We start from the raw sequence: 14,730 nt of genomic DNA, 5'->3' as shown, positions 1-14,730 counted from the left end.
TTCTTCTGGAGCGCTTCCGTGACCACCAGCAATCGCATTCTTCTTGGCGTGAACATCGACCACGTTGCCACCCTGCGTCAGGCCCGGGGCACTCGCTATCCCGATCCGGTCAAGGCAGCACTGGACGCGGAAGAGGCGGGCGCTGATGGCATCACTGTGCATTTGCGCGAAGACCGCCGGCACATCCAGGAGCGCGATGTGCTACTGCTCAAGGATGTGCTGCAAACCCGCATGAACTTCGAAATGGGCGTCACCGAAGAAATGATGGCGTTCGCCGAACGCATCCGTCCGGCGCACATTTGCCTGGTCCCGGAAACCCGTCAGGAACTGACCACCGAAGGCGGTCTGGACGTGGCGGGGCAGGAAGCACGGATCAAGGCCGCGGTGGATCGCCTGGCGAAGATCGGTTGCGAAGTGTCGCTGTTCATCGATGCTGACGAGCGGCAGATCGAAGCTTCCCGTCGTGTTGGCGCGCCGGCCATCGAGCTGCACACCGGTCGTTACGCGGACGCCGAGACGCCGACGGAAGTGGCTGAAGAGCTCAAGCGTGTTGCCGATGGTGTGGCGTTTGGTCTGGCCCAGGGGTTGATCGTCAATGCGGGCCACGGTTTGCACTATCACAACGTAGAGGCGGTCGCTGCGATCAAGGGTATCAATGAACTGAACATCGGCCACGCGCTGGTGGCGCATGCGTTGTTTGTCGGGTTCAAGTCGGCGGTGTCGGAAATGAAGGCGCTGATTCTGGCTGCAGCGTTGAAGGGCTAAGACCGAGGCGCATCCTTCGCGGGCAAGCCTCGCTCCTACAGGGCCGGTGTCGTACGCAATATTGCGGCACAACACGGACCTGTAGGAGCGAGGCTTGCCCGCGAAGGCGTCTTTGAAGACAGCGAAAATTTAAAGCTGCGGGGTTTCCTGACTCGGCTTGGACTTGTCGACCCCCGGCACATGCAGATTGCCTTCGGCGACCTGATTGCCTTCCAGCTGCGGCTGCGTCACCCACGTCAGGATGTCGTAGTAGCGACGGATGTTCGCCACGAAATGCACCGGCTCACCGCCCCGGGCGTAGCCGTAGCGCGTCTTGCTGTACCACTTCTTCTCGGACAGGCGCGGCAGGATCTTCTTCACGTCCAGCCACTTGTCCGGGTTCAGCCCTTCCTTGGCCGCCAGTTTGCGCGCGTCATCCAGGTGACCGCTGCCGACGTTGTAGGCCGCCAGTGCGAACCAGGTCCGGTCCGGTTCCTGAATCGATTCGTCCAGCTGGTCCTTCATATAAGCCAGGTACTTCGCGCCGCCCATGATGCTTTGCTTGGGGTCCAGTCGATTGGACACGCCCATGGCCTGCGCGGTGTTCTGGGTCAGCATCATCAAGCCGCGCACGCCGGTCTTCGAGGTAACGGCGGCTTGCCACAGCGATTCCTGATAACCGACCGCCGCCAGCAGGCGCCAGTCGACTTTCTCTTTCTTGGCGTAGGTCTTGAAGTGCTGCTCGTATTTGGGCAGCCGTTGCTGCAAGTGCTGGGCGAAGGTGGTGGCGCCCATGTAGCCGAGTACATCGACGTGGCCGTAGTAACGGTCTTTCAGGCGTTGCAGGGTGCCGTTCTTCTTTACCTTGTCGAGGTAGTCGTTGATCTCGTTGAGCAGGCTGTTGTCTTCGCCGGCCGCCACGGCCCAGCTCTGGTTGCTGGCGTCACCGAGGTCAAAGGCGACCCGGATGTTGGTGAAGTAGACCTGGTTCATCGCCACTTCATTGGAGTCGACCAGGGTCAGATCGATCTGGCCTTCATCCACCATGCGCAGCAGGTCGACGACTTCGACCGCGTCGGACTCTTCGTATTCAATGCCGGGAAATTTCTGTTTCAGCTCCGCCAGTTGTGCGGCGTGGGTGCTGCCCTTGAGCACCATGATCTTCTTGCCGACCAGATCTTTCGCATCGGTCGGCCGCGACTGGCCGTTGCGATAGATGATCTGCGGGGTGACTTCCAGGTAAGGGTGGGAAAACCGCACCTGCTTCTTGCGCGCTTCGCTGCTGACCAGGCCGGCCGCCGCGATGACCGGGCCGTTGGGCTTGCCCACCTGGTTGAACAGGTCGTCGAGGTTATCGGCGGTTTCGATCTTGAGCTCGACCCCCAGATCGTCGGCGAAGCGCTTCACCAGCTCGTATTCGAAGCCGGTTTCACCGTTGCGATCCTGAAAGTAGGTGGCGGGGCTGTTTCGGGTAACCACCCGCAGCACGCCATCCTCCTTTACGCGCTCCAGCGTGTTGGGTTTATCAACACAGCCACTGAGCACCAGGAAGAGTCCGGTTGCGATCAGCCATTTGGCGTACCGCGGACGAAAAGCCGTTGGGGAAAACATCTGCGCAGTATACGCAAAGGACCACGAGCGCCATATCTCGACAGCGAAGGCCTTGTCTGCTAGAGAGCGAAAAACCGCTCTGGAGCCCGCAGGAATGGGCTCTGACCGCATTTTGTGACACAAAAAATAACACCTGACGGACCGTTGTTGCAGGCCCGAATACCCGGCCCGACGTCCGGGTGACGCCACCCGTACCGTTTCGGGTGCTGTCGCGGGCGGTTTAGGCTAGAATGCACGGCCTCAAAGCACACCCCTTCCCGAGGCTGTCCCGAAGATGTTGATCCTGCGCGGCGCTCCTGCCCTTTCTGCCTTTCGCCACAGCAAACTCCTTGAGCAACTGAGCCAGAAGGTTCCGGCTGTCAGTGGCTTGTATGCTGAATTCGCTCACTTCGCCGAAGTTACCGGCGTCCTGACCGGCGACGAACAGCAGGTGCTCGCGCGCCTTCTGAAGTACGGTCCAAGCGTTCCGGTACAAGAGCCGACCGGTCGCCTGTTCCTGGTGTTGCCGCGTTTCGGCACCATCTCGCCGTGGTCCAGCAAAGCCAGTGACATCGCTCGCAATTGCGGCCTGAGCAAGATCCAGCGCCTGGAGCGCGGCATCGCGTTCTACGTGACCGGTCAGCTCAGCGACGCCGAGGCGCAGCTGGTCTCTGACGTACTGCACGACCGCATGACGCAGATCGTCCTCGGCAACCTTGAACAAGCCGCCGGCCTGTTCAGCCATGCCGAGCCGAAGCCGCTGACCGCGATCGACGTGCTGGGTGGCGGCCGTGCCGCGCTGGAAAAAGCCAACACCGAGCTGGGCCTGGCCCTGGCCGAAGACGAGATCGACTACCTGGTCAACGCCTTCGTTGGTTTGAAGCGCAATCCGCACGACATCGAACTGATGATGTTCGCCCAGGCGAACTCCGAGCACTGCCGTCACAAGATCTTCAACGCCAGTTGGGACATCGACGGTCAGAGCCAGGAAAAAAGCCTGTTCGGCATGATCAAGAACACTTACCAGATGCACAGCGAAGGCGTTCTGTCCGCTTACAAGGACAACGCTTCGGTGATCGTCGGTAACGTTGCCGGTCGCTTCTTCCCGGACCCTGAAACCCGCCAGTACGGCGCGGTGCAGGAACCGGTGCACATCCTGATGAAAGTCGAGACCCACAACCACCCGACCGCGATTGCCCCGTTCCCGGGCGCATCCACCGGCAGTGGCGGCGAGATTCGCGATGAAGGCGCTACCGGTCGTGGCGCCAAGCCAAAGGCCGGCCTGACCGGTTTCACCGTTTCGAACCTGCAGATCCCTGGCTTCGAACAGCCGTGGGAAGTGCCGTACGGCAAGCCTGAGCGCATCGTCACTGCGCTGGACATCATGATCGAAGGCCCACTGGGTGGCGCCGCGTTCAACAACGAATTCGGTCGTCCAGCCCTGACCGGTTACTTCCGTACCTTCGAACAGTCGATCACCACCCCGCGTGGCGACGAAGTTCGTGGCTACCACAAGCCGATCATGCTGGCCGGCGGCATGGGTAACATCCGTGCCGAACACGTACAGAAAGGCGAGATCACCGTCGGCTCCAAGCTGATCGTGCTCGGCGGCCCGGCGATGTTGATCGGCCTGGGCGGCGGCGCGGCTTCCTCCATGGCCACCGGCACCAGCTCGGCTGACCTGGACTTCGCATCCGTACAGCGCGAAAACCCTGAGATGGAACGTCGCTGCCAGGAAGTCATCGACCGTTGCTGGCAGCTGGGTGACAAGAACCCGATCAGCTTCATCCACGACGTCGGCGCGGGCGGTCTGTCCAACGCGTTCCCGGAACTGGTGAACGACGGCAACCGTGGCGGTCGCTTCGAACTGCGCAACATTCCAAACGACGAGCCGGGCATGGCCCCGCACGAAATCTGGAGTAACGAATCCCAGGAACGCTACGTTCTGGCGGTCGGCCCGGAAGACTTCGAACGCTTCCAGGCGATCTGCGAACGCGAGCGCTGCCCGTTTGCCGTCGTCGGCGAAGCCACTGCCGAGCCGCAACTGACGGTCACCGACAGTCACTTCGGCAACAGCCCGGTGGACATGCCGCTGGAAGTGCTGCTGGGCAAAGCCCCGCGCATGCACCGTTCGGCCGTTCGTGAAAACGAGCTGGGCGACGATTTCGATCCAAGCACGCTGGAAATTGCAGACTGCGTCGAACGGGTTCTGCATCACCCGGCCGTGGCCAGCAAAAGCTTCCTGATCACCATCGGCGACCGCACCATCACCGGCCTCGTGGCCCGTGACCAGATGGTCGGCCCGTGGCAGGTTCCGGTGGCCGACGTTGCCGTCACCGCCACCAGCTTCGATGTCTACACCGGTGAAGCCATGGCCATGGGCGAGCGTACTCCGCTGGCACTGCTGGACGCTCCGGCGTCGGGCCGCATGGCCATCGGCGAAACCCTGACCAACATCGCGGCTTCGCGCATCAACAAGATCTCCGACATCAAGTTGTCGGCGAACTGGATGTCCGCCGCCGGTCACCCGGGTGAAGACGCGCGTCTGTACGACACCGTGAAAGCGGTCGGCATGGAACTGTGCCCTGATCTGGGTATCACCATTCCGGTGGGCAAGGACTCCATGTCCATGGCCACACGCTGGAACGACAACGGCGAAGACAAGACTGTCACCTCGCCGATGTCCCTGATCGTGACCGGTTTCGCGCCAGTGGCTGACATCCGTCAGACCATGACCCCGCAACTGCGCATGGACAAGGGCACCACCGACCTGATCCTGATCGACCTCGGTCGCGGTCAGAACCGCATGGGCGCCTCGATCCTGGCCCAGGTTCACGGCAAGCTCGGCTCGCAGGCGCCGGACGTCGATGATGCCGAAGACCTCAAGGCCTTCTTCGCGGTGATCCAGGGCCTCAACGCCGACGGTCACCTGCTGGCGTACCACGACCGTTCCGACGGTGGCCTGCTGACCAGCGTTGTGGAAATGGCTTTCGCCGGCCACTGCGGTCTGAGCCTGAACCTCGACGGCCTGGCAGAAACCTCCGCCGACATCGCCGCGATCCTGTTCAACGAAGAACTGGGCGCGGTGATCCAGGTTCGTCAGGACGCCACCCCGGACATCCTCGCGCAATTCAGCGCTGCTGGCCTGGGCGACTGCGTGTCGGTGATCGGTCAGCCGATGAACAACGGCGAAATCGGCATCACCTTCAACGGCGAAACCGTGTTCGAAGGTCAGCGTCGTCTGCTGCAACGTCAGTGGGCTGAAACCAGCTACCAGATCCAGCGTCTGCGCGATAACGCCGACTGCGCCGAACAAGAGTTCGACGTGCTGCTGGAAGAAGACAACCCGGGCCTGAGCGTCAAGCTGAGCTACGACGTCAACCAGGACGTCGCCGCGCCTTACATCAAGAAAGGCATCCGCCCACAGGTTGCCGTGCTGCGTGAGCAGGGCGTCAACGGTCAGGTGGAAATGGCGGCCGCGTTCGACCGCGCCGGTTTCAACGCGATCGACGTGCACATGAGCGACATTCTGGCCGGCCGTGTCGACCTGAACGACTTCAAGGGCATGGTTGCTTGCGGCGGTTTCTCCTACGGCGACGTACTGGGTGCCGGCGAAGGCTGGGCCAAGTCCGCGCTGTTCAACAGCCGTGCTCGCGATGCCTTCCAGGGCTTCTTCGAACGCAACGACAGCTTCACCCTCGGCGTGTGCAACGGTTGCCAGATGATGTCCAACCTGCACGAGCTGATCCCGGGCAGCGAGTTCTGGCCGCACTTCGTGCGTAACCGTTCCGAGCAGTTCGAAGCTCGCGTGGCGATGGTTCAGGTCCAGGAATCGAACTCGATCTTCCTGCAGGGCATGGCCGGTTCGCGCATGCCGATCGCCATCGCACACGGTGAAGGTCATGCCGAGTTCGAAAGCGAAGAAGCGTTGCTGGAAGCCGATCTGTCGGGTTGCGTGGCGATGCGTTTTGTCGACAACCACGGCAAGGTCACCGAGACCTACCCGGCCAACCCGAACGGTTCGCCGCGCGGCATCACCGGTTTGACCAGCCGCGACGGTCGCGTAACGATCATGATGCCGCACCCGGAACGTGTGTTCCGCGCCGTGCAGAACTCGTGGCGTTCGGAAGACTGGAACGAAGACGCACCGTGGATGCGTATGTTCCGTAATGCTCGCGTGTGGGTTAACTAAGCGCCGTGTACAAGCTCAGCTTTTTTGTTCCCGACAGCCATGTCGAAAGGGTCAAGAGCTCCGTATTCGCTGCCGGTGGCGGGCGGATCGGGGCTTACGATCACTGCGCTTGGCAGGTGTTGGGCCGAGGCCAGTTTCGCCCATTGGACGGCAGTCAGCCGTTCATTGGCGAAGCAGGGCAGGTCGAGCAGGTTGAGGAATGGAAGGTTGAGCTGGTGGTGGCGGATGAGTTGATCCAGTCGGTGGTGGCGGCTTTGAAACAGAGCCATCCCTACGAGACACCGGCTTACGAAGTGTGGCGACTGGAGGATTTTTGATCCTCTGCCGTCGTCATGAAAAAACCGCTTCGGCGGTTTTTTTTTGCCCAGGATTTCATTCATCACCTCAGCCACAAAAAAGGCGACCCCTTCACAGGAGTCGCCTTTCTTTTTACTGCCGCTAAAACTTACTCGGACAGTTTGTACGCAATCACATAGTCACCTTGCTTGGTGCCCAGCGAACCGTGACCGCCCGCCACGACGAGCACGTATTGCTTGCCGTCCTTGCCGGTGTAGGTCATCGGTGTGGTTTGAGCGCCTGCTGGCAGGCGACCTTCCCACAGCTGCTTGCCGTTTTTCACGTCGTAGGCACGCAGGTACTGGTCGAGGGTGCCGCTGAGGAAACCCACGCCACCGGCGGTGGTGAACGTGCCGCCCAGGCTAGGCACGCCCATGCTCAGCGGGATCGGAACCGGCGAGCTGTCGCGCACGGTGCCGTTCTTGTGTTTCCAGAGGGTTTTGTGGGTGGTCAGATCGATCGCAGCCACGTAACCCCAGGCTGGCGCCTGGCACGGCAGGCCCATTGGCGACAGCAACGCTTCGAGGACCACGCCGTACGGCGCGCCTTTGTTCGGCTGCACGCCTTCGGTTTCGCTTTTGCGCGGGCCTTGGGCCGCGATTTCGGCAGCCGGGATCATCTTCGATTTGAACGCCATGTAGCTCGGGTTCACGAAAGCGATCTGGCGCACCGGATCAACCGAGATACCGCCCCAGTCGAACACACCGAAGTTGCCCGGGTAAACGATCGAACCCTGCAGCGACGGCGGGGTGAACGGGCCGTCGTAGCGCATGGATTTGAAGTCGATCCGGCAGATCAGTTGGTCGAACGGGGTGACGCCCCACATGTCGCGTTCTTGCAGCGGCGGCGGCATCAGGTTGAGGTCGGATTTCGGTTGGGTCGGTGATGTGTGATCACCTTCGACAGCGCCTTGTGGCACCGGCACTTCGTTGATCGGCACGATCGGTTGGCCGGTGCTGCGATCCAGCACGTAGATGCTGCCTTGCTTGGTGGACGCGAGCACCGCCGGCTTCACGCCGTCAGCGGTTTTCAGGTCCATCAGGGTTGGCTGGCCACCGACGTCCATGTCCCACAGGTCATGGTGGGTGAACTGCATGTGCCAGCGCACCTGGCCGGTTGCGATGTCGAGGGCGGTGAGGCCGGCGGCGTGCAATTCCGATTCAGGGGTGCGAGCACCACCGAACTGGTCCGGGGTCTGGTTGCCCATCGGCAGGTAGAGCATGCCGAGTTTTTCGTCGACGGCGAACATGGACCACATGTTCGGCGAGTTGCGGGTGTAGACCTTGCCTTCGGCAATCGGCGTGGTGTCGTCGGGGTTGCCGCTGTCCCAGTTCCACACCAGTTTGCCGGTGTGCACGTCGAACGCGCGGATCACGCCGCTTGGCTCATCCGTGGAGACGTTATCGGTTACATGGCCGCCAATCACCACCAGGTCTTTGGTCACGGCCGGTGGCGAAGTGGAGTAGTAACCGCCGGCATTGAAGCCGCCGATGTTGGCGGTCAGGTCGACCTGGCCACCGTTGCCGAAGTCTTCGCACATCTTGCCGGTGTCGGCGTTCAGGGCGATCAGACGGGTGTCGGCGGTTGGCAGGAAGATACGGCGCGGGCAGACGCTGGCGACAGGCGCATTGGCGCTGCCGGTCGGGCTTTGCTCGGACGCATAAACGGCGTCATCGTGATAGGTCACGCCACGGCAGGTCATGTGCGCCCAACCCTTGAAGTTCGCCGCGTTCTGCGTGGAGAGCTTCGGATCGAAACGCCAGATTTCCTTGCCTGTGTCCGGGTCCAGCGCGATCACCTGGCTGTGCGGCGTGCACACATACAGCATGCCGTTGACTTTCAGCGGGGTGTTTTCGGCAGTGGTTTCCCCAGGATCGTTCGGCCCCGGCAGGTCGCCGGTGCGGTAGGTCCAGGCCGGAACGAGCTTGTTCACGTTCTGCGGGGTGATCTGCGCCAGCGGCGAGTAACGATCACCGTGGGCGCTGCGGCCATAGGAATTCCAGTCGCCGTCGGGCATGGCCGGGGCGGTGTTGGTCATGCCCGGCACGCTGTCGCGGTCCAGTTGGCCTTTGATTTCACCGGGGTTGGTGAACTGGCTGGCCAGTGCGGCAACACCTGCGATCACCACGGCGACGCTCAGCGCGCCAGTGCCCATCGGCGCCGGGCCGGTGATCAGCAGCGGGCGACGGAACCATGGCAGCAACATGACGAGGCCGAGCGCGAACAACATGGCCAGACGCGGCACCAGTTGCCACCAGTCCAGGCCGACTTCCCACAGGGCCCACACGGTACTGGCGAACAGCACCAGTGCGTAGAGGCCCAGCGCAACGCGGCGGGCCAGAATCAGCAGCACACCCGTCAACGCCAGGCCGATACCGGCCAGCAGGTAATACAGCGAGCCGCCGAGCATGAGTAGCTTGATCCCGCCTGCCAGCATGGCAAGGCCCATTAGCAGAAGCAGAATGCCGAGCAGGCTCGGCAAAAGGCGGCTTCGACTCAAAGCACCATCAGTGCTCATAGTGTGGTTCTCCGTGACGTTTCAAGTAGTCCCGCGCAAGTTCACTGTAGATGACGATCCGGCGCGGGCATGGTTCAGATAAAAATGGTTCGGTTGATGCGATCCCTGTAGGAGTGAGGCTTGCCTGCGAAGGCGGCGTGTCAGCCAACATCAATGTTGGAGGTGACGGCCTCTTCGCGGGCAAGCCTCGCTCCTACAGGGTTTTGCGGTGTCGGTTAGAACGACGACTGGATCTTGATCCCGCCAATCAGCGCGTCATCGACCTTGTCCACGCCACCGGGGTGGCGGATGTATTGCAGGTTCGGGCGCACGGTCAGCCAGTTCGTGACGTGCACGCCGTAATAGAGTTCGGCGCTGTATTCGGTGTCCTGCGGCGGCAGGAAGGACGGGTCGTCATAGTTGTAGACGGCGCGGGCCTGATTGGTCGCTTCGGCATTCTTGCGCCAGGCCGGGTTGACGTGAACCCTGGCCATGGCGAAGCCGATGTCGTCCCTGGCGCGGGCATCGAACAGGCCTTTGTAGACGACGCCGGCCTGGACATAGTTGTCGATGGCGTTGGTTTTCTTGTCGTGCATCGTGCCGTTGGCGAACACGCTCAGGCCGCGAGAGTGATCGCTGGCGCGGCTGGTGAGTTGCTGCTGTACGCCCAACCACACGCCGTGCTTGCTCGACGCGCTGCGGTAAGCCTCGCCGCTCAGGGCGGCGGGTTGGCCATTGCTGTCCTTGTAGGCATCCGTGGCATTGGCGTTGCTGTAGTAATACCCGGCGCGGTATTCACCCGGCAGGCCATTGAGCTTTGGTGTCCAGACCAGTTCCACCGGCAGGATCGCGCCCTGGGTGCCGCTGCCGCTGAGCTTGAAACCGTTGTCGCGATCGAGGTTCGATGGGTTCTGTTCATACACGCCGACTTGCGCGTACAGCTGCGGTGTCAGGTGATATTTGACCCGCATCGCCCACTGGCTGACCGGCCAGTTGTACCAGATGCCGCCGACCCAGTTGCCGACCTGCGAGCCGCAGAACGCCAGGTTCTGGAAGTCGCAGGGGAAACTGTTGAAGTCCTCGCCTTCGCCGAAGCGGCCGACCTTGATATCAAGCTTCTGATCGAAGAATTTCTGCTGATACCACATCTGCGTCAGGCGCCAGGTTTGCCCGCGACCCCAGACTTCCTGCGCGGAGGTGAACCCGCCCACGCGCGGGTCGTTGATGCGGTCGTTGCTGATGTTGTTGCCGTTGCGCTCGGTGATGGTCAGCTGAAATTCAGCGTCGTCCCAACCGAGGATCTTCTGCAAGTCGAGGTGCGAGCCGAGGCCGAACTGGTCGCTGTAGCGCGCGGTGCGGTCGTGGTCGTAGCCGCCGTGCAGATTGCTGCCCATTTCACCGGTGTAATCGACTTTGAAGTCGTAGCCTTTTTCCGAAAGTTCGGTACGCGTGCCGTTCCAGTCGCCGAGCATCCACGGCGATTCGCTATCGAAGGCCGGTGCGGCGTGGACGCAGGTGGCAAGACTCAAAACGGTGAATCCGCTGCACAGCTTCAGGGCTTTTCGGCTGGCAAAAGAAGGGCAGACAGCGCTGTCTCGCGAAGATTGAAAATAAGGCATAGAGAAGAAATTCTTGGTCTTTTTCTGGGGAATGAACTGAATGCAGCAGGAATGAAGCCATTGGCGGAAGCGTTTCAGCTTGTCGGGCGCAAGGATAATGTTCTGTTACAAATAGAGAAAGCGCTTTTACCGACATGAATTCTTTCGGATTTGGTAACAGTGTCGCAGGGCGATCTGTCGCGGTTCACCTACATTTAACAGATAGCGTGCACAGCCCTTCCACCGGACCACCCCCTCGGCTAAGGTGCGCGCCTTCCATTTCATTCATCGCTCGAAGGCCCGGCATGACCGAACAGAACAACAACCCGCTGCACGGCGTGACGCTGGAGCAGATCCTTAACGCTCTGGTGGAACATTACGAATGGTCGGGGCTGGCCGAGCGCATCGACATTCGCTGCTTCAAGAGTGACCCGAGCATCAAGTCGAGCCTGACGTTCCTGCGCAAAACCCCGTGGGCACGGGAGAAGGTCGAACGCTTGTACGTGAAGTTGATGCGCACCAAGCGACCGCTCTGAACATGGTCAACCTGTCGGCGCCAGGTTCTGCCGCGAGGCGTCGTTTTGTTGCGCTGGCGGCGGTGCTGGGGTGGGCGGGGCTTGCCATTCAGCTGTACCTGATCCTCTACTCGCGCTGGACGCTTGAGGCCAGTCTGCTGGGCGGGCTGGTGAGCTTTTTCAGCTACTTCACCGTGCTCACCAATACGCTGGTGGCCACCGTGCTGACGTGTGAACTGACGTCCCGCGAATCGGCGGCACGGCGCTGGTTTTTGCAACCGTGGGTAAGTGGTGGCATTGCAGTGAGCATCGCCGTAGTCGGTTTGGTATACAGCGTGTTGCTGCGCCACTTATGGCACCCCGAAGGCTGGCAATGGCTGGCCGACGAGCTGATGCATGACGTCATGCCGCTGCTGTTTCTGGCCTGGTGGTTTTGCTGTGTGCCGAAGGGTGCATTGCGTCTGTGGCACATCGCGCTTTGGGTGACTTACCCGCTCGTATACTTCGCTTATGCGCTGTTGCGCGGGCATCTGCTGGCCACTTATCCGTATCCGTTCATTGATGTCGGCAAACTGGGTTATCCACAGGTGTTGCTCAATGCGGGTGGGTTGCTGATGGGGTTTTTGGTGATTTCAGTGTTGGTGATCGGGCTGGATCAAAAACTCTCCCGAAAGTAAATGTCCACTGTGGCGAGGGGATTTATCCCCGTTGCTGCGAAGCAGCCCCAAAACTTCATTCGAGATCCGTCCGCCAAAACCCGATTGCAGAGATTTTGGCGTCGCTTCGCAACGCAACGGGGATAAATCCCCTCGCCACAGAGAATCGTTATTCACAGACAGATGAGTCCGCCACACGTGTGCGGTTATTCCTCGTCGCTGTCATCCAGCCGCCAATAACCCACGGCTTTGACGAACTGATCGTTCAGCCCATGCTCATCCAGCAGCACCCGGCGAATCTGCCGCGACACCTTGGTCTCGGTCGCCACCCAGGCGTACAAATTGCCGCCGGGCATCTGCAACTGCTTCACCGTGGTCAGCAGGTTGTTACGGCCACCCTCGCGCAAAACCCAAATCACATCGACCTGCGCCGGGCTTTCCAGTCGCTGTTGCTCCGCGCCGTTTTCCACTTCGATGATCACCAGCGCCCGGCGATTGGCTGCCAGACCTTCCAGGCGTCGAGCGATGGCGGGGATCGCCGTCTCGTCGCCGATCAACAGATAGCTGTCGAACATGTCCGGCACGATCATCGAACCCCGTGGCCCGCCGATGTGCAGGAACTGTCCCGGCCTGGCCTGCTCGGCCCAGGTCGAGGCAGGGCCATCGCCGTGCAACACGAAGTCGATGTCCAGCTCCAGCGCATCAAGGTCGTAGCGACGCGGCGTGTAGTCACGCATCGCCGGCATCGGGCCGCTGTCTTTGCCGGCGCCGAGCACCAGGGTTTCCAGCGCTGCCTGTTCTGCTGCGTTTTGCGGAAACAGCAGTTTGACGTGGTCGTCGCTGCCGAGGCTGATAAAGCCTTTCAGTTCAGGGCCGCCCAGCGTGATCCGGCGCATACGCGGGGTCAGGTCGACCACGCGCAAGACTTCCAGGCGACGACGTTTGATTTCATGCATGACGCGGTGAATGGATTGCGCAATCACTTCAGTCATTCGGCTTTCTCCTGAACGGGTTGTGCGAGCGGGCCATCGACGATGGCCTTGGCGGTGTCGTTGAGCAGCGCGGCGACCCGGATGATTTCTTCCGCGCTCCAGCGGCCATGGTGCAGCTGCAGCGCATGACGCAAGTTGTGCACCGCTTCGTGGATCTCGGCCGGACGATCATGGCCGCGCAAGGAGCGTTTGCTGACATCGATGCGCATCCGCACGCCGTCCAGGGCAATCGCTTGATCGCTCAATGACAGGCGCCCGGTGTCCGTAACGCTATAGCGCTTTTTCCCACCTTCGGCGTCACCCTGAATCATTTCGCTTTCTTCCAGAAAGGTCAGGGTCGGGTAAATCACGCCGGGGCTCGGGCTGTACGCCCCGTCGAACATGCCTTCGATCTGGCGGATCAAGTCGTAGCCATGGCAGGGCTGTTCGGCGATGAGCGCCAGCAGCAGTAATTTCAGATCGCCGGGGGCGAACACCCGGGGGCCGCGACCGCCGCGTTCGCGACCGGGGCGTTTCTCGAAGCCGTCGCGGCCGTCACCGTGTTCGCGGTGGGGGGAATGATGGTCTCTCATTTTTTCCTTCTCTCTGTCGTGTTTAGATACAACTTAAGATATATCTTATGGTGAATGCAAGCTCGCTGGATGAATGGTCGCTCCCGGCATCAGTCGATCTGATGGGCCAGAGAAAAGACTGCGAAATTAGAGTAATTGAACTAAGTTATGTTGTTTTGATGTACATCGATAATCATTATTAGATATATGTAGTATTGGTCTTACAGCATCTATCAGTGTTCTATCTGTGTGTTTTTCTGGAGAATACTGTCTGTAGTATCAATCCGAAGGATGAACAGTTGAAATGCTGTTATTAACGAATTTTTCGCCATGGTTGCGGGCCGTTTTAACTACACGTGCTTCGGAACTCTCGTACTTACTTTTTCAATGAATTGACCGATCATCTCTCGGCGTTGAAAGTTAGATCAAAACGCCACTACTTCGGTATTGGCAAGGCTGGTTAATAACTTTCTGCCGACCAATCTTTGGAAAACTACAGGTACTAGATAATGTTCAAGAAGTTTGCAATCGCCATCCCGATGACCTTCCTGGCACTGAGCACTTCGTTGGCGTTCGCCGCGGAAGAAGCGCGCACCTCGATCAATATCACCGCCGATATTCCGAGCAAGGTGTTCCATGCCCAGCCAGTGGACAAGGATTTTGGTAAAGACGAAAAAATGCAGTATGTGCTGGGCAGCGGTACCTTGACCGAAGTGGCCGGCATGTTCGACGTCCAGCACACCAACGGCGCGGTAGGTGCTTACGTCGAAGGCGGCCCGCAAGCGTTGTTCAATGGCAATCCGGCGCAAAACATCCCACTGACCTACACCTTCAACGGCGTAACACTGACCGGCGCTTCTCAGGAAGTGGTGGGTGACACCGAGTCCAATGGCGGGATGCGTGCGGAGTTGCGTATTGCTGCGGCCAAGCCGGGTGCTGCTCAAGTCGGCCTGTACACCGCCAATCCAGTGGTGGTCTTCGACGCCATTCCTCGCATCAGCCAGTAATACGGTTATTAACCAGGGCATCGTCCTTATTTGATAACAAATACCGGTCGAC

General features: G+C 60.4%; 12 protein-coding genes. 7 read left to right on the top strand and 5 right to left on the bottom strand.

What is annotated here, in order from left to right:
• The first annotated feature begins 18 nt into the window (after positions 1–18).
• Positions 19–765: a pyridoxine 5'-phosphate synthase gene (gene pdxJ / locus J2Y86_RS12385; RefSeq protein ID WP_008004962.1), complete on the top strand. Its 747-nt coding sequence runs from the start codon at positions 19–21 to the stop codon at positions 763–765.
• A gap of 129 nt (positions 766–894) precedes the next feature.
• Here the strand turns inward: pdxJ and mltF are convergent, their stop codons facing one another.
• Entirely contained in the window at positions 895–2,355 is a 1,461-nt protein-coding gene (gene mltF / locus J2Y86_RS12380) for a membrane-bound lytic murein transglycosylase MltF (RefSeq protein WP_253431540.1), read from the bottom strand.
• Between the two features lie 274 nt (positions 2,356–2,629).
• Between mltF and purL the strand changes: the two genes are divergently transcribed.
• Positions 2,630–6,526, top strand: a complete 3,897-nt coding sequence (gene purL / locus J2Y86_RS12375) for a phosphoribosylformylglycinamidine synthase (RefSeq protein WP_253431536.1) — start codon at positions 2,630–2,632, stop codon at positions 6,524–6,526.
• Positions 6,527–6,531: 5 nt separating this feature from the next.
• Positions 6,532–6,843, top strand: coding sequence for a YqfO family protein (gene cutA, locus J2Y86_RS12370; protein WP_253431533.1), 312 nt, complete (start codon positions 6,532–6,534; stop codon positions 6,841–6,843).
• A 128-nt stretch (positions 6,844–6,971) separates the two neighbouring features.
• On the opposite strand, the gene J2Y86_RS12365 is transcribed toward cutA, so the two are convergent.
• Together J2Y86_RS12365 and J2Y86_RS12360 are read right to left on the bottom strand one after the other, a co-directional pair.
• Complete coding sequence (locus tag J2Y86_RS12365) at positions 6,972–9,380, bottom strand: glucose/quinate/shikimate family membrane-bound PQQ-dependent dehydrogenase (protein WP_253431530.1); 2,409 nt, start codon at positions 9,378–9,380, stop codon at positions 6,972–6,974.
• Positions 9,381–9,595: 215 nt separating this feature from the next.
• The gene (locus J2Y86_RS12360) at positions 9,596–10,978 is read right to left on the bottom strand and encodes a carbohydrate porin (protein ID WP_253431527.1); all 1,383 of its coding nucleotides are present in this window, start codon (positions 10,976–10,978) and stop codon (positions 9,596–9,598) included.
• Between J2Y86_RS12360 and J2Y86_RS12355 the strand changes: the two genes are divergently transcribed.
• The 3 genes from J2Y86_RS12355 (at position 10,865) to J2Y86_RS12345 (ending at position 12,149) form a co-directional block, all read left to right on the top strand.
• Positions 10,865–11,116: a hypothetical protein gene (locus J2Y86_RS12355; RefSeq protein ID WP_253440513.1), complete on the top strand. Its 252-nt coding sequence runs from the start codon at positions 10,865–10,867 to the stop codon at positions 11,114–11,116. The two genes, J2Y86_RS12360 and J2Y86_RS12355, sit on opposite strands and share 114 nt — an antisense overlap.
• Positions 11,117–11,262: 146 nt before the next feature.
• Positions 11,263–11,493: a VF530 family DNA-binding protein gene (locus J2Y86_RS12350; protein WP_007903672.1), complete on the top strand. Its 231-nt coding sequence runs from the start codon at positions 11,263–11,265 to the stop codon at positions 11,491–11,493.
• 2 nt (positions 11,494–11,495) lie between these two features.
• Positions 11,496–12,149, top strand: a complete 654-nt coding sequence (locus J2Y86_RS12345; RefSeq protein ID WP_253431524.1) for a Pr6Pr family membrane protein — start codon at positions 11,496–11,498, stop codon at positions 12,147–12,149.
• Positions 12,150–12,334: 185 nt separating this feature from the next.
• Here J2Y86_RS12345 and J2Y86_RS12340 read toward each other — a convergent pair whose 3' ends face one another.
• Positions 12,335–13,120, bottom strand: a complete 786-nt coding sequence (locus J2Y86_RS12340) for a siderophore-interacting protein (RefSeq protein WP_253431521.1) — start codon at positions 13,118–13,120, stop codon at positions 12,335–12,337.
• Entirely contained in the window at positions 13,117–13,692 is a 576-nt protein-coding gene (locus J2Y86_RS12335) for a PadR family transcriptional regulator (RefSeq protein WP_253431518.1), read from the bottom strand. Before J2Y86_RS12335 ends, J2Y86_RS12340 begins: the two co-directional genes overlap by 4 nt.
• Before the next feature lie 488 nt (positions 13,693–14,180).
• Between J2Y86_RS12335 and J2Y86_RS12330 the strand changes: the two genes are divergently transcribed.
• Positions 14,181–14,678: a CS1 type fimbrial major subunit gene (locus J2Y86_RS12330; RefSeq protein ID WP_253431514.1), complete on the top strand. Its 498-nt coding sequence runs from the start codon at positions 14,181–14,183 to the stop codon at positions 14,676–14,678.
• Positions 14,679–14,730: the final 52 nt, after the last annotated feature.

The organism is Pseudomonas migulae, from assembly GCF_024169315.1.
In the GTDB taxonomy this organism is placed as follows: Bacteria; Pseudomonadota; Gammaproteobacteria; order Pseudomonadales; family Pseudomonadaceae; genus Aquipseudomonas; species Aquipseudomonas migulae_B.
This window is presented reverse-complemented; position numbering and strand designations above follow the sequence as displayed.